At 64.7% G+C, this 17,748-nt stretch carries 16 protein-coding genes; 6 read left to right on the top strand and 10 right to left on the bottom strand.

Going from position 1 to position 17,748, the window contains the following annotated elements; translation table 11 throughout:
* Window positions 1-30: 30 nt before the first annotated feature.
* The gene (locus tag ACK4FK_RS02180) at window positions 31-1,557 is read left to right on the top strand and encodes a methyltransferase domain-containing protein (RefSeq protein WP_409740472.1); all 1,527 of its coding nucleotides are present in this window, start codon (window positions 31-33) and stop codon (window positions 1,555-1,557) included.
* Here the strand turns inward: ACK4FK_RS02180 and ACK4FK_RS02175 are convergent, their stop codons facing one another.
* From ACK4FK_RS02175 to ACK4FK_RS02165, 3 genes are all read right to left on the bottom strand, one after another.
* The gene (locus ACK4FK_RS02175; protein WP_409740469.1) at window positions 1,558-2,442 is read right to left on the bottom strand and encodes a DMT family transporter; all 885 of its coding nucleotides are present in this window, start codon (window positions 2,440-2,442) and stop codon (window positions 1,558-1,560) included.
* Window positions 2,439-3,662 (bottom strand): CynX/NimT family MFS transporter, encoded by a 1,224-nt coding sequence (locus ACK4FK_RS02170; RefSeq protein ID WP_409740466.1) that lies wholly within the window; start codon window positions 3,660-3,662, stop codon window positions 2,439-2,441. The genes ACK4FK_RS02175 and ACK4FK_RS02170 overlap by 4 nt, the downstream gene beginning before the upstream one ends.
* A gap of 87 nt (window positions 3,663-3,749) precedes the next feature.
* Window positions 3,750-4,778: an ABC transporter substrate-binding protein gene (locus ACK4FK_RS02165; RefSeq protein ID WP_409740463.1), complete on the bottom strand. Its 1,029-nt coding sequence runs from the start codon at window positions 4,776-4,778 to the stop codon at window positions 3,750-3,752.
* A gap of 348 nt (window positions 4,779-5,126) precedes the next feature.
* Here ACK4FK_RS02165 and ACK4FK_RS02160 point away from each other — a divergent pair, with 348 nt between their 5' ends.
* From ACK4FK_RS02160 to ACK4FK_RS02145, 4 genes are all read left to right on the top strand, one after another.
* On the top strand, window positions 5,127-6,329 hold the full coding sequence (locus ACK4FK_RS02160) for a pyridoxal phosphate-dependent aminotransferase (RefSeq protein WP_409740460.1): 1,203 nt from the start codon (window positions 5,127-5,129) through the stop codon (window positions 6,327-6,329).
* A gap of 107 nt (window positions 6,330-6,436) precedes the next feature.
* The gene (locus ACK4FK_RS02155) at window positions 6,437-6,709 is read left to right on the top strand and encodes a ribbon-helix-helix domain-containing protein (RefSeq protein ID WP_409740457.1); all 273 of its coding nucleotides are present in this window, start codon (window positions 6,437-6,439) and stop codon (window positions 6,707-6,709) included.
* 78 nt (window positions 6,710-6,787) lie between these two features.
* Window positions 6,788-7,897 (top strand): efflux RND transporter periplasmic adaptor subunit, encoded by a 1,110-nt coding sequence (locus tag ACK4FK_RS02150; protein ID WP_409740455.1) that lies wholly within the window; start codon window positions 6,788-6,790, stop codon window positions 7,895-7,897.
* Window positions 7,894-10,977: an efflux RND transporter permease subunit gene (locus ACK4FK_RS02145; RefSeq protein ID WP_409740452.1), complete on the top strand. Its 3,084-nt coding sequence runs from the start codon at window positions 7,894-7,896 to the stop codon at window positions 10,975-10,977. The genes ACK4FK_RS02150 and ACK4FK_RS02145 overlap by 4 nt, the downstream gene beginning before the upstream one ends.
* On the opposite strand, the gene ACK4FK_RS02140 is transcribed toward ACK4FK_RS02145, so the two are convergent.
* The 6 genes from ACK4FK_RS02140 to ACK4FK_RS02115 form a co-directional block, all read right to left on the bottom strand.
* Window positions 10,978-11,973, bottom strand: a complete 996-nt coding sequence (locus ACK4FK_RS02140) for an ABC transporter ATP-binding protein (RefSeq protein WP_409740449.1) — start codon at window positions 11,971-11,973, stop codon at window positions 10,978-10,980.
* Complete coding sequence (locus tag ACK4FK_RS02135) at window positions 11,970-12,965, bottom strand: ABC transporter ATP-binding protein (RefSeq protein ID WP_409740447.1); 996 nt, start codon at window positions 12,963-12,965, stop codon at window positions 11,970-11,972. Before ACK4FK_RS02135 ends, ACK4FK_RS02140 begins: the two co-directional genes overlap by 4 nt.
* Window positions 12,966-12,972: 7 nt before the next feature.
* Entirely contained in the window at window positions 12,973-13,884 is a 912-nt protein-coding gene (locus ACK4FK_RS02130) for an ABC transporter permease (protein WP_409740445.1), read from the bottom strand.
* A 14-nt stretch (window positions 13,885-13,898) separates the two neighbouring features.
* Window positions 13,899-14,873, bottom strand: a complete 975-nt coding sequence (locus tag ACK4FK_RS02125; RefSeq protein WP_409740443.1) for an ABC transporter permease — start codon at window positions 14,871-14,873, stop codon at window positions 13,899-13,901.
* A 283-nt stretch (window positions 14,874-15,156) separates the two neighbouring features.
* Window positions 15,157-15,810 (bottom strand): DUF1013 domain-containing protein, encoded by a 654-nt coding sequence (locus ACK4FK_RS02120; RefSeq protein ID WP_409740441.1) that lies wholly within the window; start codon window positions 15,808-15,810, stop codon window positions 15,157-15,159.
* A 132-nt stretch (window positions 15,811-15,942) separates the two neighbouring features.
* Window positions 15,943-16,938: an NAD(P)H-quinone oxidoreductase gene (locus ACK4FK_RS02115; protein WP_409740438.1), complete on the bottom strand. Its 996-nt coding sequence runs from the start codon at window positions 16,936-16,938 to the stop codon at window positions 15,943-15,945.
* 132 nt (window positions 16,939-17,070) lie between these two features.
* Here ACK4FK_RS02115 and ACK4FK_RS02110 point away from each other — a divergent pair, with 132 nt between their 5' ends.
* Window positions 17,071-17,247: a DUF1192 family protein gene (locus ACK4FK_RS02110; RefSeq protein WP_409740435.1), complete on the top strand. Its 177-nt coding sequence runs from the start codon at window positions 17,071-17,073 to the stop codon at window positions 17,245-17,247.
* Window positions 17,248-17,250: 3 nt separating this feature from the next.
* Here the strand turns inward: ACK4FK_RS02110 and ACK4FK_RS02105 are convergent, their stop codons facing one another.
* Complete coding sequence (locus tag ACK4FK_RS02105; protein ID WP_409740432.1) at window positions 17,251-17,730, bottom strand: hypothetical protein; 480 nt, start codon at window positions 17,728-17,730, stop codon at window positions 17,251-17,253.
* Window positions 17,731-17,748: the final 18 nt, after the last annotated feature.

Here is a 17,748-nt window from a genome sequence, read left to right as displayed (position 1 = left end):
CGGCGAGCGCAGAAGAAGCGGGGCGGGGGAATGTCTCCGCGCCGGCCGGTCGCGCCCGCCGCCGGGCCGTCATCGGTTTCCGACATGCTGCTCGGCCTGGGCGGCGTGAAGGCCGCCGTACCGGTGCAGCCGCCGCAACCCGAGCAGATCGATCGCGTCCATTCCGCTTTGGCGCAGTTGCGCGTGGGCGAGACGATGGCGGCCAACCTCGCCAAGCTGCAGCAGGCTCTTGCCGTCAATCCCGATTCGGAAATCCTGCTGCATCAGATGGCCCGGCTGCAGACCCGGCTGGACCGGCGCGCCGATGCCCTGCTGACGTATCGCCGCCTGCTGGCGCTGCGCCCCGACCATGCCGAGGCGCGCCACATGGCCGCCGTTCTGTCCGGCCAGGCGCCGGAAAAAGCCAATGCCGACTATATCGCCGGGCTGTTCGATGCTTTCGCCGACAGCTTCGATGAAAAGCTGGTCGGGTGGCTCGACTACAAGGCGCCGCAGCAGGTGGCCGGAATGGCGGCGCGGCTGCTGGACGGGCGCGTTGCTGAGCGCAGCATCGATCTGGGCTGCGGCACCGGCCTGCTCGGCCCCGAGCTGAAAGGCCTGGTCCGTCGCCTCGATGGCATCGACCTGTCGCCCCGCATGATCGACAAGGCGCGGCAGCGCAATGTGTACGACGAACTCATCGTTGGCGAGATCGTCGTCGGTCTGCTCAGGCGGCCGGCGGCCTATGACCTAGTGCTGGCCGCCGACGTGCTGTCGTATTTCGGCGATCTGCGGGCCCTGTTCATGGCCGTGCATGATTGCCTGAAGCCGGATGGCCTGTTCATCGCCACGGTCGAGAAGGGCGTGGAGGCGCGTTATACGGCATCCAAGACCGGTCGCTATCAGCATGGCGAAACCTATCTGCGCAAGCGAGCTGCCGAGGCTGGTTTCGAGATGGTGGCGCTGGAAGAGGGTGATCTCCGGCAGGAAGAGGGCAGGCCGGTTCGCGGCTACGTCTTCGCCCTGCGGCCGCAGCCACTGGCGCCGGCAGATCCGCTCGCGGCATTGTCGACCGACGAACTGATCCAGGGCCTGGACGCGCCGTCATCGGCGATCCTGCTGGACGCCGCCCGGCGCATGATCGGCAGCGATTTCGCCGTCGGCTGGGCGCTCGATATAGGCGGCTGCATGGGGCGCCACGTCGCCGACCTGCGCAACCTGGCCCAGCATCTGGACATGGTCTCGGCCGATCCCGACCGCAGCCGCCGCGCCTTTGAAGCGGGCCTGTATGACGATTGCGATACCGACGCAACGATCCCGTTCCTGGAAGCGCGACCGGACCATTACGACCTGATGCTGGCCGCCGACCTTCTGGATCGGGAGCAGGACCTGCCGGCCGTATTCTCGGCGGTCAAGATTGCCCTGGCGCTGGCCGGGGTGTTCATCGCTGTCACCACAGCATGCAGCGAGGCCGACCTGCGCGAAATGGCCAAGGCGGAGGGTCTGGTGGTGATCGCCGTCGAGCCGGTCAGCCTGCCCGATGGCGCGCCGGCCCTGTGCCTGATCGCCGAGAGCTGATCAGGCTCTACCGGCACTGATGCGCGTGAGGGCCAGGCCGCCGATCACGATCGCCGCACCGATCAGCTGGATGGCCGAGACGTGTTCGCCAAGGAAACTGACGGCTGAAAGCAGCGCAAAGACCGGTATGAGGTAGGAATAGACCACCGAACGCGCCACACCCAGCCGCGCAATCCCTTCGTACCAGAACAGATAGCCCAGCGCGCCAGCGAAAATCGCGGTGAACAGGAAGCCGGCCCAATGCAGTGCCGTCACGGCGCCCCAGTCGATATCGGCGATGCCGAACAGCATGGCCGGGCTGAGTGCGATCGCGCCGAACAGCATGGACCAGGCCGAGACATACAATGCGCCCAGCCGCGCCAGATATGGCGGCGCGAAAACCGAATAACAGGCCCAGAAGAAGGCAACGCCCAGAAACAGCAGGTCGCCGAGCAGCGAGCCGCCGCCCACGGTGATCGTGGTGATGCTGTTGTTGATAACCAGGAACACGCCGCCGAACGAGATCAGGATGCCGGCCCAGGAAAGGATGGACGGGCGCTGGCCGCGGAAGGTTGAGATCAGCATGGCCCAGATCGGCGACACCGCGACCAGGATCGCGCCTTTCGAGGCGGCAGTCAGCGACAGTGCGTTGGTCCACAACAACTGCATCAGCGTGATGCCGAGCAGGCCGAAACCGATCAGGGGCAGAAGATCCTGCCGGCGCGGCAGGCGCAGCCCCTCGCGCCATGCCAGCACGATCATGAGCGTGACGGCCGCGAGCAGATACCGGGTCGAGGCATAGACATTGGGCGGCAGCACGCCCAGCACGTATTTTGCCGTCGGAAAAGTGTTGCCCCAGATTATGACGGTCAGCAGCAGATAGGCATCGCCACGGTCAAACTTCATGCTGTTCTACTCCGCTGCCGCTCGACGGCGCGCAGGCCCAGCGCCAGCGCCATGCTGGCCAGTCCGGCGGCCAGCAGCAGCCAGCGGCCGTTCTCCCAGCCGCCGAACCAGGTGACCAGGGCGGCCAGTGCCGGTGGGCCGGCAAAGGAACCGATGTTGAGAAGCTGGATGACCACGCCGTTGACGGTGGCGATCTCGGATGGTTCACGCGCCTCGACCGGCACGCTGGCTAGCACGGCGGAGGGCAGCATGCCGCCGAAGCCGCTGGCCGCCATGGCGCAGGCGATTTTTCCTGCCACCGGCATGTCCGGTGCGAAACTGAGAAGACCGAATACCGCCATGACCAGGCCGGCCGCGGCAATCAGCAGCCATCGCGGCAGGCCACGATGCATCAGGCCGGCCGCGGCCGTGGTGCCAACGGCATTGATCAGCACCACGGCGGCGGTGCCGAGCGCGATACCGGTATCGTCCAGGCTGCCGCTCTGATGCAAATAGGTCGGCATCCAGGTGACGATGGAGAACCATTGCGTGGTGTAACAGGCAAAACAGCCCGCCAGCAGCCAGGGGCCGGGGCGGCGCAGCACGGCGGCGTTGAAGCGACGCGCACGGGGCTGGGGAATGCCGCCCGTCATGCGGTGCAGCAGGATCGCGGCAATCAGCAGGAAAACCGCCATGGCCAGCCACAGGCCGCGCCAGTCGAACACGATCCCGACCAGCAGGGCGCCGAGCATCCCGAAGGTCACGCCCAAAGGCATGTAGCTGCTCCAGAAGCCCAGCGCCAGATGACGCTGATCCGTTCGTGCCGCCATGGCGATCAGCCCCGGTCCGGCCACCACCGTGAGGACGAATCCCAGGCCTTCCAGCAGCCGCGCCGCGAGCAGCGGAACGACCGAGTGGCAGAATGCGCCGGCCATGCTGCCGGTGGCGCCGATGATGAGGCCGAATACCAGACTGCGCCGGCCCCCGATGCGGTCGGAAATGAAGCCGGCCGCGATGCCGATGACGCCACCCAGCAGACTGACGGAAGAGGCGAGCAGACCGCCCGACACCAGATCAAGGCCGAATTCCGTGCGCAAGGTGTTGAGCAGCGGCGGCAGCTTGCCGATCTGCATCGATATGATGACGCCGGCGGCCAGCACGGCGACCACGGCCGTCCAATCGGTGCGGGTGGGCCCGGCCCGGCTGTCCGCCAGGTAGGGGGGACTGGAAGAGTCGGTCATTGCGGGAGGCGATACGGCAATCCGGAACAAGAAAAAGGCGGCGGGTTGCCCCGCCGCCTTTCCTGATAGCAGGTTTTACGCCGCCGATCACGGCATCATGCGTTCAGCCTTGGGCGGCAGGAAGCCTTCCTCGAACAGTTCGCTGGCGGCCGGGGCCCTCGGCAGGCCGACGGCGGCGGCCACGGCATCCGACGAACGCTGCAGACGGGCCATGTCGACGCCGCCGAAGCCATTCTCCTTGACCCACTTGGTCAGCACGTTGCGCTCCAGCGACAGCTTCAGCCGCTTCATTTCCAGTGCCTCGTCGGTCAGGCCGTCACGGGTCTTGGTCGCCTTCACGCCGATCTCGGGGTTGGCGGCGATTTCCTTCCAGGCCTTGATGGTGGCTTTCACCACGGCTTTCACGGCAGCCGGGTTTTCCTTGATGAATTTCGGCGAGGCGATGATGGCATTGCCGTAGAAATCCATGCCGAAATCGGCATACGGGAAAGCCACGATCTCATCGGCCTTCACGCCGATCTTTTCCAGATCCAGGATCGACGAGAAATAGTGGCCGCTGATGAAGTCGACGCTGCCATTCTTCAGGCTCGGTTCGCGCAGCGGCGGCTGAAGGTTGATATGGGTGACCTTGCTCTTGTCGATGCCGACCTTGGCGGCGAAGGCAGGAAACAGCTTGAACGAGGCATCGAAGACCGGAGCACCAAGCTTCTTGCCCTCGAGGTCCTTCGGCGTCTTGATACCCGAGGATTTCAGGGCGTAGACGCCGAATGGCGGCGCATCGTAACCCATCATCACAGCCTTCACCTGGCTGTCGGGGTTCTTCACGTTGTATTCGATCAGGGCATTGATATCGGCATAGCCCATCTCATAGGCGCCGGTGGCCACGCGCTGCAGCGCGCCGGCCGAGCCTTGGCCGGCATCGATGGTGATGTCGAGCCCTTCGGCCTTGTAATAGCCCTTCTGCTCGGCCAGCAGGAAGGCCGAGGTCGGCCCCTGGAAGGCCCAGTCGAGGGTGAATTTCAGCTTGGTCTGCGCGGCGACAGGGCCGGCAGCGCCAAGACCGGCGGCCAGCGCCAGGCTGGCGGCGGCATAGGCGATGGAACGAACGAACGTCATGTCAGAGGTCTCCCCGTAAGCGTCATCCTGGCCGATTCTTGGCTCGGTCGGCTCGGCGCAGGCCGGCAAGTCTATGCCGGGGGTCGCATGGCCGCCAAGGGCGAATCGAACACAGGTCCAGGGCAAACTGTATGCAATTCCGGGACCAATCGGCCATCATTGGCCCGGCGGCGGAATCCGGCCCTGACCACAGGCGTAACCTGCCGGCTGCCTGCGGTTTGGCCGCCCTGCCCGCTTTTCCGGCAGGGTGGCCGGAAATGCCGGCATGCCCGGTTGCGCTGCCCTGGCGGCAGACGTATGGTTCGCCCGCATTTTTCCCTATCCTCCGCGCTAGGAGTCGCAGATACCATGCCGTTCCTGTCCGATGCTCTCGGCCGCATCAAGCCTTCCGCCACCATCGCCGCCACCCAGAAGGCCCGCGCCCTGAAGGCTGCCGGCCGCGACGTGATCGGCCTGGGCGCCGGCGAGCCCGATTTCGAGACGCCGGCGAACATCCGCGAGGCGGCGAAAGCCGCCATCGACCGGGGCGAGACACGCTATACCGATGTGGACGGCACGCCGGCGCTGAAGCAGGCGATCGTCGAAAAGTTCAAGCGCGAGAACGGCCTGACCTACAAGCCCGAACAGATTACGGTCGGCACCGGCGGCAAGCAGGTGCTGTTCAACGCCCTGCTGGCCACGGTGAATCCGGGCGACGAGGTGATCATCCCGGCGCCGTATTGGGTCAGCTATCCCGATATCGTCAACTTTGCCGGCGGCACCCCCGTTTTCGTGACCGGCAAGGCCGAGGACGGGTTCAAGCTGCGTGCCGATGCGCTGGAAAAGGCGATCACGGCCAAAACCAAGTGGGTGATCCTGAATTCGCCGTCGAATCCCTCGGGCGCCGCCTATACCCGCGATGAACTGAAGGCGCTGACCGACGTGCTGTTGCGCCATCCGCATGTCTGGATCCTGACCGACGATATGTACGAGCATCTGGTCTACGACAATTTCGTCTTTACCACGCCGGCCCAAGTCGAGCCGGCGTTGTATGAGCGCACGCTGACCATGAACGGCGTATCGAAGGCCTATTGCATGACCGGCTGGCGCATCGGCTATGCCGGCGGCCCGCAGCCGCTGATCAAGGCGATGGCCAACCTGCAGTCGCAGTCGACCTCGAATCCGTCGTCAATCAGCCAAGCCGCCGCCGTCGAGGCCCTCAACGGCCCGCAGGATTTCATCCCGAAGAACAATGCCGTGTTCAAGCAGCGCCGCGACCTGGTCGTCAGCATGCTGAACCAGGCCAAGGGCATCCATTGCCCGAAGCCGGAAGGTGCCTTCTATGTCTATCCCAGCTGTGCCGGCGCGATCGGAAAGACCTCAAGGGGTGGGGTGAAGATCAATACCGACCAGGATTTCTGCAACGCCCTGCTGGAAGAGAAGGGTGTTGCCGTGGTGTTTGGCGAGGCTTTCGGCCTCAGCCCGCATTTCCGCATCTCTTACGCTACGTCAACCGAAGCGCTGAAGGATGCCTGCTCGCGCATCCAGGAATTCTGCGCCGAACTTTCCTGACGGTAACTGGTGACGGCCATCACGCTGCAGAGGGAGGCGGTCTTGGTGCGGAAATCTGCCAATGCTAAGCAGTCCCCGTCGCGGCCGCCCGGCCGGGCAGGGTGACGATGCCGACAACGGTAAAGAAACGTTCCGTTGTGGTTGGTGGCCACCGGACCAGCATTTCCCTGGAGCAAGCCTTCTGGGGAGCGCTGCAGACGCTGGCCACCCAGGAAAACAAGACCATCAACCAGATGGTCAGTGACATCGACGCTGCACGCATGGGCAACCTGTCGAGCGCAATCCGGGTCTGGATCCTGGAGCAGGCGCGGCGGGGCAGGCTGCAGCCGGAGGAAGCCGCCAGCAGAGCGGCCAGCCCGGCCGGAACGCAGGATGAGTAGCGTGCGGCACGTCGGGGGACGTCAGTAACATTCCGTAGCAAGGCGCTCCCGCGCGGCCGTCCGACAGGAGAGACGGCGATGTTTGCGATGCGTGAAACACTCGGCAGGGCGGCCCTGGCGGCAGCTCTCGTGATGCTTGTGGCGGCCTGTGACCGCCCGGCCCCGCCGCCCGAGCCGGTCCGGCCCGTCCGCGTCGCCACCGTGACGCCGCAGGCTTTTGAAAGCCGATCCAGCTATACCGGCGAGGTCCGTGCCCGCTACGAAACCAACCTGGCCTTCCGCATCGGCGGCAAGCTGGTCGCCCGCTATGTCGAGATCGGCTCGGAAGTTAAGAAGGGCGCCCTGCTGGCCCGCCTCGATCCTGACGATACGCGGCTGCAAATCCAGAATGCCCGGGCACAGCTGAGCGCGGCGCAAGCCAATTTCAACCAGGCGCAGACCGAGCTGAACCGCTATCGCAAGCTGTTCGACAGCAAGGTGATCAGCCAGGCCGAGCTGGATCGTCGCCAGAACACCTACAACACTGCCGAGGCCCAGCTGGACAGCGCCCGGTCGCAACTGCGCGTGGCGCAGAACCAGATGGACTATACCGAACTGCATGCCGATGCCGACGGCGTGATCACCGCGATCAGTGCCGAGGCCGGGCAGGTCGTGGCCTCGGGCCAGACCGTGATGAAGCTGGCGCGGCCAGAGGAAAAGGAAGTCGTGTTCAACGTGGCGGAAAACCGCCTCGACGAACTGCGCAGTGCCACCGCCATCGCCATCAGCCTGTGGGCGCAGCCGGACAGGGAATATGCCGGCGTGGTGCGCGAGATCGCACCGGGTGCCGACCCGGCCACCCGTACCTACGCGGTGAAGGTGACCGTGCAGGATGCACCCGCCGCCATGCGCCTGGGCATGACCGCCAGCGTCACCATCCTGCGGCGCAGCGACGCCAACGTGATCGCCCTGCCGCTGGCGGCGCTATACCAGAAGGACGATCAGCCTGCCGTCTGGGTGTTCACCGGCACCGAGGCTGAGGGCAAGGTCGAGCTGCGCCCCGTGCAGGTGGCATCCTATATCGAGAAGGCCGTGCTGATCGCCGCCGGCCTGAAAGAAGGCGAAAAGGTCGTGACGGCCGGCGTGCACAAGCTCATCCCGGGGCAGGTGGTGCGACTGTTGCCGGAAGTGGCCGGAGGCCGGTCGTGAACATTCCGCATTCCGCCGGCGACGGCGCCGATCGCTTCAATCTCTCCGCCTGGGCGCTGCGCCATCCTTCCCTGATCGGGTTCCTGATCGTTCTGCTGCTGGCGGCCGGAGCCTTATCCTACGTGCAGCTCGGTCGTGCCGAGGATCCGGATTTCACCTTCAAGGTCATGATCGTGCGCACCAACTGGCCCGGCGCCACGGCGCGCGAGGTAGAACAGCAGGTCACCGACAAGATTGAGAAGAAGCTGCAGGAAACACCGTATCTGGACAATGTGCGCAGCTATTCCAAGCCGGCCGAATCCACCGTGTATGTCACGTTGCGGGACGATACCCCGCCTAAGCTGGTGTCCGACATCTGGTATGAAGTGCGCAAGAAGGTCGGCGATGTCCGCCATACCCTGCCGCAGGGCGTGCAGGGACCGTTCTTCAACGACGAATTCGGCGATACCTTCGGCACCATCTATGCCTTCACCGCCGATGGCTTCACCCACCGCGAATTGAAGGATTACGTCGAGGATGTGCGCGAGGAGCTGCTGCGCATCAGGTATGTCGGCAAGGCCGACCTGCTCGGAGTCCAGCCCGAGAAAGTCTATATCGAATTCTCGAACAAGAAGCTGGCCAGTCTGGGGTTGAACCCGCAGCAGATCATCCAGGTGATCCAGCAGCAGAATGACCAGACCGCATCCGGCGTGGTCCAGACCGCATCCGACCGCATCGCCACGCGCGTCAGCGGGGATATTGAAACTGCCCGCGCCCTGCAGGAATTGTCGATCGAAGCCAACGGCCGCCTGATCCGCCTGGGCGACATTGCCGACATCCGCCGCGACTATGCCGATCCGCCCAGTCCCCGGCTGCGTTTCAATGGCGAGGATTCCATCGGCCTGGCCATCTCGATGGCCAAGGGCGGCAACATGATCGAGCTGGGCAAGGCACTGGATGCCACCATGGCGCGCCTGAAAGCCGATATGCCGATCGGCATTGAGGTAAAGAAGGTGGCCGACCAGCCGACGGTGGTACAGCGCTCGATCTCGGAATTCATGAAGGTGCTTCTGGAGGCGGTTGTCATCGTCCTAGCGGTCAGTTTTCTCAGCCTTGGCCTGCGCAGCGGCGTGGTGGTGATGCTGTGTATTCCACTGGTCCTGGCGATCACCTTCGTGTGCATGCAGATCTTCGGCATTGATTTCCACCGTATCTCGCTGGGTGCGCTGATCATCTCGCTTGGCCTTCTGGTCGACGACGCCATCATCGCGGTCGAGATGATGCAGGTGAAAATGGAGCAGGGTTTCGACCGCTTCCGCGCCGCCAGTTTCGCCTACACCTCCACCGCCTTTCCGATGTTGACCGGCACGCTGATCACGGCGGCCGGCTTCGTGCCGGTTGGCTTCGCCAAGTCATCGGCCGGTGAATACACCTTCTCGATCTTCGCCGTGGTTACCATATCCCTTCTGGTTTCCTGGATCGTTGCCGTGATCTTCACGCCATTCATCGGATACAAGCTGCTGCCGACGCCCAAGAAGGGGCATGAGCATGGCGACGAAGTGTATCGGCGCGGCATCTATCGCTACGTGCGGCCGGTCGTCGACTGGTGCGTGCGGCGCCGCTGGATCGTGATCGGTTCCACCATCGGCATCTTCGTGCTGAGCGTGCTTGGCTTCGGCCTCGTGCAGCAGCAGTTCTTCCCCGCATCGAATCGCCCGGAACTGATGGTCGACCTGCGCCTGCCGCAGGGCGCTTCGCTCGAGGCGACCGAAGCGGAGGCGCTGAAGCTGGAGGCCATGCTGCGGGACGATCCCGACGTGGTCAGCTACGCCACCTATATCGGCAGCGGTTCACCGCGCTTCTACCTGCCGCTCGACATTCAGCTGCCTAACGACAATTTCGCCCAGGTGGTGGTTCTGACCGGCGGGGATCCAGAACGCGAGCGTGTGCGCGAACGCCTGATCAAGGCGTTCCAGGAGGATTTCATCCTGCTGCGCGGCCGCGTCAATCGCCTGGAGAACGGCCCGCCGGTCGGTTTCCCGGTGCAGTTCCGGGTCAGCGGGCCTGACCCGCTGCAGGTACGGCGGATTGCATTCCAGGTCGCAGACGTGATGCGCGAGAATCCCAGCACGCGGGACGTCAATCTGGACTGGAACGAACTGAACAAGGTGGTGAAACTCGATGTTGACCAGGCCAAGGCCAGGCTGCTCGGCATCTCGTCGCAGGATCTGGCGACAACGCTGAACTCCATCGTCTCGGGCATCACCGTCACGCAATACCGCGAGGGCCGCGAATTGATCGATGTCGTGGCGCGGGCCGAACCCTCGGAGCGCCTCAGCCTGACAGGGTTGAAGGATATCAACGTGGCAGGGGCCGACAGCAGCCGCCCGGTGCCGCTCACCCAGGTGGCCGAGGTCAGCTACGGGCTGGAGGAAGGCATCATCTGGCGGCGCGACCGACAGCCGGTGATCACCGTGCGAGCCGATATCATCGATGGCATCCAGGCCCCCGTGGTGTCGATGCAGATCGAACCCAAGCTGGATGCCCTGCGCAAGCAACTGCCGCCGAACTACCGCATCGTGATGGGCGGCGCCATCGAGGAAAGCGCCAAGGCCAATGCGTCGATCGGCGCCGTGGTGCCGGTGATGATCGGTATCATGGTCACCCTGCTGATGATCCAGTTGCAGTCGGTATCGCGCATGCTGCTGGTGCTGCTGACCGCGCCGCTTGGCCTGATCGGCGTCACGCTTGGCCTGCTGATGTTCAATGTGCCGTTCGGTTTCGTCGCCATGCTGGGCGCCATTGCGCTGGCCGGCATGATCATGCGCAACTCGGTAATCCTGGTCGATCAGATCGAGCAGGATATCGGCGGCGGCGAACAGCCCTGGGACGCGATCGTGAATGCGACGCTGCGCCGTTTCCGCCCGATCATCCTAACCGCTCTGGCGGCCATTCTCGGCATGATCCCGCTTTCCACCAGCAATTTCTGGGGTCCGATGGCATTCACCATCATCGGCGGCCTGCTGGTGGCGACGTTGCTGACCGTATTGTTCCTGCCGGCGCTCTATGCCGCCTGGTTCAGGGTAAAGCCCGCGGCCTGATCAGGCCGCGTCGTTCAGGTGGCAGGCCGAGAGGCGGCCCGGCGCGATTTCCTTCAGCGCCGGCGCCTCGGCCTTGCAGCGCGCGAAAGCTTTCGGGCAGCGCGGGTGGAAATGGCAGCCCGGCGGCGGGTTGAGGGGCGAGGGGATCTCGCCCTGGATCGGGGTGTAGTCACGTCGCTCGGCGACCAGCTTCGGCGCCTCGGCCAGCAGCGCCTGGGTATAGGGATGGTTCGATGCGGCGAAGAGCTGCTCGGTTGGTGCGCTTTCCACCACGCGGCCGAGATACATGATCACCACGCGGTCGGATATATGCTCGACGACCGAGAGGTTGTGGCTGATGAACAGATAGGTCAGGCCAAGCTGCTCGCGCAGGTCCATGAACAGGTTCAGCACCTGCGCCTGGATCGAGACGTCGAGCGCGGCCACCGCCTCGTCGCAGACGATGAAGCGGGGTTTCACGGCCAGCGCGCGGGCGATGCCAATGCGCTGGCGCTGGCCGCCGGAGAACTGGTGCGGATAGCGCCGGCGATAGCGCGGATCGAGGCCGACCTGGGCCATGATCTTCTCGACATAGGCGCCCATCTCGCTGCGCGGGACCAGTCCGTGGGCCACCGGCGCCTCGCCGATGATATCCTCCACCCGCATGCGCGGATTCAGCGAGGCATAGGGGTCCTGAAAGATCATCTGCACGGCCAGCTTGTAGTCGCGCCGTTCGGCCGGGTTCATCTCGGCCAGCGTCTTGCCGCGAAAGCTGATCGTGCCATCGCTGGCATCCATGATGCCGGCGACGATGCGGCCCAGCGTGGATTTTCCGCAGCCCGACTCGCCCACCAGGCCCACCACTTCGCCTTCCTGGATGGCCAGATCGACATGGTTGACCGCGTGGACGGCGCGCTCCTTCAGGCCGGCACCGAACAGGTTGGCGATCTTCGATGCAATGTCCAGGCGCCAGACGAAGCGCTTGGAAATGTCCTTCAGTTCGAGAAAAGCGGTCATGACCGAACCTCGGCGAGAGTCAGCGGCTCGGCGCCGAACGGGTGATGGCAGCGCACGCCATGGCCGGGCTGCAATTCGGCAAGATCGGGCATGGTTTCGCAGGCGGCATCGGCGCGGGCGCAGCGGTTCTTGAAGCGGCATCCCGGCGGCAGGTTGACCAGAGCCGGGGTCATGCCCGGAATCTGGAACAGGCGCTTGCCACGCGGCAAGGCGCCAGGCACCGAGCCGATCAGGCCGCGGGTATAGGGATGCTGCGGCCGGTCTATCACGGTGGCGATCGGTCCGGTTTCCACGATGCGGCCGGCATACATCACCATGATGCGGTCAGCCAGACCGGCCACCACGGAAAGGTCGTGGGTGATCCAGACCAGGGCGGTGCCGGTGTCTCGACACAGCTTGCGCATCTCATAAAGAATCTGGCCCTGGATGGTGACATCGAGCGCCGTGGTGGGTTCGTCGGCGATGATCAGGTCCGGCTTGTGCAGCAGCGCGGTGGCGATGGCGATGCGCTGGCGCATGCCGCCCGAGAATTGGTGCGGATAGGATTTCAGGCGTTCTTCCGGAGCCGCGATGCCGACGGCTTTCAGGGTCTCGATGCAGCGGGCGCGCGCCGCGGCTTCGCTCACCTTCTCATGCGCCTGCACGGTTTCGATCATCTGGGTGTCGATGCGCAGAACCGGGTTCAGCGTCATCATCGGGTCCTGGAAGATCATGGCAATGCGCGCGCCGCGCAACTGGCGCAGGCGTTCGGGGCTCGCCGTAGTCAGTTCCTCGCCCTTGAACTTTATGCTGCCATTGGCGATCCGCCCGGGCGGATCGATCAGGCCAAGGATGGAGAACCCGGTGATCGACTTGCCCGACCCGGACTCGCCGACCAGACCTAGGATTTCGCCCGGCTCGACGCTGAAGCTGACGCCATCGACGGCGCGCACGATGCCGTCGCGGCTGGGGAAATGGGTTTCGAGATTCTCGACCTGGAGCGTCGCGACCATGGGGCTCTTAGCGCTTGAGACGGGGGTTGAGCACGTCGCGCAACTGGTCGCCAACCAGATTGATCGCGATGATGACGAGGGTAAGCAGGATGCCGGGGAACAGCGAGATCCAGTACACGCCGCTGAGCAGATAGTCGAAGCCGTTTGCGATCAGCATGCCAAGCGAAGGCTCGGTGACCGGCACGCCGAGGCCGAGGAAGCTGAGCGTTGCCTCCAGGGTGATGGCGCGGGCGATGTTGATGGTGGCGATCACGATCAGCGGCGGCATGCAGTTGGGCAGCAGGTGGCGCAGCAGCATGCGCGTGCGGCTGAGGCCCAGGCAGCGCGCCGCCTCGACGTATTCCTTGTTGCGTTCGACCAGTGCCGCGCCGTGGGCCGAGCGGGCGAAATAGGCCCATTGTACGGCGATCAGGGCCACTATGACCTTGTCCATGCCGTTGCCCAGCATGGCCAGCAGGATCAGCGCGACCAGGATGGCGGGGAAGGACAACTGGATGTCGACGATGCGCATGATCACGGCATCGACCTTGCCGCCGAAATAGGCGGCCGCTAGACCGGCCACGGCACCGATCGCCAGCGAAGCGACGACCGAGACGACGCCGACCAGCAGGCTGATGCGCAGGCCATAGAGCATGGCACTCAGCATGTCGCGGCCCTGACCGTCGCTGCCGAGCAGGAAGGGGATGCCATCCCCGGACACTTCGCCGGGTGGCATTCGGGCATCGAGGATGTCGAGCCGGGAAAGATCGTAAGGATCCTGCGGCGAGAGCCATGGTGCCAGCAGCGCCGCAGCCAGCAGGATGACCAGGATGATCAGGCCGAGGACGGCCAGCTTGCTCTCGGCAAACTCGGCGGCGATCCGCTTCCACGGAGATTCCGTCTTGGCCAGTTCGGCGACAGGCAAGGTGGCGTCGGTCATGCGCGGCGCTCCTGTCACTTCGCGTCGCCGAGCCGCACGCGCGGGTCGAGCACGGAATAGAGGATGTCGACAATCAGGCTGATCAGCACGAGCAGCAGCACGACGACGATCAGATAGGCGACCACGACGGGGCGATCGAGATGCACGATCGAATCGATCAGCAACTTGCCCATGCCGGGCCAGGAGAAGATCGTTTCGGTGATCACGGCAAAGGCGATCAGGGTGCCGAGTTCAAGTCCGGTGACTGTGGTGATCGGCACCATGATGTTTTTCAGGATGTGCACGCCGATCACGCGCTTTTCGTTCAGGCCCTTGGCGCGGGCGAACTTCACGTAATCCATCAGCATCACTTCGCGCGCGGTGGCGCGGGCCAGGCGCACGATAAGGGCGCATTTCGACAGGCCAAGCGTGAGCGCCGGCAGAGCCAGGTATTTCCAGCCTTCAAGCGTGAGGAAGCTGAGCTGGATGCCAAAGACATCCACGGTGGGGCCGCGGCCGGAAGCCGGCAGCCAGCCAAGCTGGACGGCGAATACCATGATCAGCATGAGGCCGACCCAGAAGTTCGGCAGACTGAAGCCCAGCACCGAGCCGGCCATGATGGCGCGGGCGGCCACCGTTTCGTGCCGCAGGCCGGCATAGAGGCCAAGCGGCACGCCGATCACAACTGACATGAAAGTGGCGATGATCGCCAACTCCAGCGTGGCCGGCATGCGTTCCAGGATCAGGCCGATGGCGGGCTGGCCGAAGACGAAGGATTTGCCGAAATCGCCCTGCATGGCCGAGGAAACGAAGGCCAGATACTGTTCCCACATCGGGCGGTCGAGGCCGAGCGAGCGGGCAATCGCCTCGCGGTCAAGCTCGGTGGCTTCGGGACTGACCAGGATGGCCAGCGGATCGCCGATCATGTAGATGCCGACGAAGACCAGCACGGACATCACGGCGACCACGAGGGCGGCCTGCATCAGTCGTCGGATAATGAAGACAAGCATGAGATGAAAACGCCCCGACCCTGGTTGTGCCGGTGCCAATTTCATGGTCGTTGATCCGGCCTGTTCCGACCAGCCTATAGCGGAAACCGCTTGCAGTGCCTAGGCTTTCTTCTCGGTTCGTCGCCACCGGGGCTGGTATTTGCAGCGCGGCCAGGGCCTCTTGCAATGCAAGAGAATGGAGCGATAACGCGGCGACATGGTTTTCCGATGGCGCGGGCGGCCCGAAACGACAACGCCGCCGGGCATCAATCCGGCGGCGTTGCGAAAGTGGTCGTGGGCGATCTTATTCTTCGGTCGGCCGCGCGGCGTCCATGGCGGCATCCTCGGCCGCGGGCTGGGTTTCGGCGACGGACGCGGCCGCTTCGGCGCGTGCAGCCTTGCGAGCCTCGCGGGCCTCGCGCTTCTCCTTGTTCTCGCGGCGCTTGGCGGCGAGGATCAGGACGCGGTCGAGTTCGGTCTGGCTGCAGATGCCCAGCGAGACGGGATCGCGCGGTTTGATGTTGGCATGATTCCAGTGCGTGCGGTTGCGCACGGAGTCGATGGTGGCTTTGGTGGTGCCGAGCAGCTTCTGCACCTGGGCGTCGGGCACTTCCGGATGGTATTTCAGCAGCCAGGCGATGGCGTCGGGACGATCCTGGCGCTTCGACAGCGGGGTGTATTTCGCACCCTTGGTCTTCTGGCGCTGCACGGGCACGGTGGGTTCGAGCAGCTTGAGGTCGGCGGCCGGGTCCTTTTCGCAGCGCTCGACCTCGCCCGGCGCAAGCTGGCCGTTGGCTACCGGATCGAGGCCTACGATGCCGACCGCCACTTCGCCATCGGCGATGCCCTTCACCTCGAGCACATGCAGGCCGCAGAAGCGGGCGATCTGATCGAAAGTCAGCTTGGTGTTGTCGATCAGCCACACGGCAGTGGCTTTCGGCATCAACGGCAATGCCATGGGCAAAATCCTCTTATTGCGGCCGGCCGGCTTCAGGGGCCGCCCGCGGGGCTCAGACGAAATCGCGCGACAATATAGTGGATAGGCCCCCGGGCGCAACCACCCCGGCTTCAGGCCGTTACCCTTTTTGCTTCAAATAGTTAGCAATATCTTGCCAACATGGTCCGCGTGGTCGATCCGGGCATGGGCGGCGGCGGCCTGCTCCAGCGGAAAACGGGAGTCGATGATGGCTTTCATCTCGCCACGGGCGAAAGCAGGCCATACTTTTTCCTCCAGCGCCCGGGCAATGGCGCCCTTGAAGGCCACCGGGCGCGGGCGCAGGGTGGAACCGGTCACGGTCAGGCGCTTGCGCATCACCACGCTCAGGTCTGTCTCGCCCTTCGGGCCGCCTTGCACGGCAATGATCACCAGCCGGCCGTCCTCGGCCAGGCTTTTCACATTCGGGGTGAAATACTTGCCGCCGACCATGTCGAGGATCACGTCGACGCCCCTGCCGCCGGTCAGGTCCTGGATGCGGGCCGCGAAATCCTCGGTTTTGTAGTTGATGGCCGCAGTGGCGCCGATGCTTTCGCAGAAGCGGCATTTCTCGTCGGTGCCTGCGGTGGCGTAGATCTTGCCCGCACCGAGCAGTCTGGCGAGCTGGATCGCAGCGACGCCGATGCCCGAGGCGCCGCCATGGATCAGGATGCTCTCGCCCGATTTCAGCGCGCCGCGGTCGGCGATGTTGGTCCACACGGTGAACCAGTTCTCCGGCAGGGCGGCGGCTTCGGCCATGTCCAGGCCCGACGGCACCGGCAGGCATTGCTCGGCCGGCGCCACGCAATAGGTGGCATAGCCACCGCCGGCCACCAGGGCGCAAACTTTGTCGCCAATTTTCCAACGCCCGACGTTTTTGCCTAATGCCGCGATTTCGCCGGCCACTTCCAGGCCGGGATAATCCGGCGCGCCGGGCGGCGGCGGATACATGCCGGACCGTTGCAGCACATCGGGCCGGTTCACGCCGGCGGCATGCACCCTGATCAGGACCTCGCCTTCGGCCGGCTGCGGCAGCGGGCGTTCGCCCGCTTTGAGCACCTCGGGCCCGCCAGGCTGGCTGATCTCGATCACGGTCATGGTCTGCGGCAGCATCGGTTTTCCCCCGGACTGAAGACTCTTGTTGATCTAGCCGCCCCACGTCGCATCGGCAAGCACAGGCAAAAGCAAATTGTTCGCCCGGCAGGCTGCGGTTAGGATGCAGCCAAAGCGAGACGGGAGGGCGGCATGGACTGGGACGAGGCGGAATCACGCAAGCCGCAGCCGCTGAAATTCGAGGTGATGTCAATCGAGGATCTCGAGGCTCGCATCGCCCTGCTGGAAGATGAAATCGCCGCCATCCGCGCTGTCATAAAGCAGAAGCAGGCGGCGCGCGGCGCGGCCGATAGTTTCTTCAGGAAATAGCCATCATGGGGTTTCCGGCGCGCGGATATGGGCCGGAACCAGATCGTCGACCTGCGACTGCGCCCTGCGCAGAGCGACGCGGCAGGCGGTGACGTCAGGCTCGGCCTGGCTTTGCAGCACCAGGAACTGTCCACCCGCCGCACGCGCCACGGCGCGGTCGTACTCCATCATTCGCCAGCACGCCGCCGTCGCCCCGCTGCCACGCAAGGGGCAGGGCGTCTCGATCCGCGCATAGACGGTGTCGGCAGAAATGCGTTCGACCGGAACCTGTTTCGACGAGGGGAAGCCGCTCTGCCAGGCACGGGCCAGATCACCCAGATCCGAGGCCGGCCGGATGCCCTTGCGGCGGATGGCAATGCCGGCCAGGGCGTGCGACCAGGCAAAACTCAACCGCCGCAGGGCCGGGCGGCGCGCCAGCAGGGCGGACAGGCCAAGCATGATGGCGATGAAGCGGCGCAGGACGAGTTTTTGAATCGGATGCATGGATATGACATATGACAA

Source organism: Ferrovibrio sp. (genome assembly GCF_046297895.1).
Lineage (GTDB): Bacteria > Pseudomonadota > Alphaproteobacteria > Ferrovibrionales > Ferrovibrionaceae > Ferrovibrio.
The sequence above is the reverse complement of the archived record's forward strand: the minus strand, read 5'-3'. Positions and strand labels throughout refer to the sequence as shown.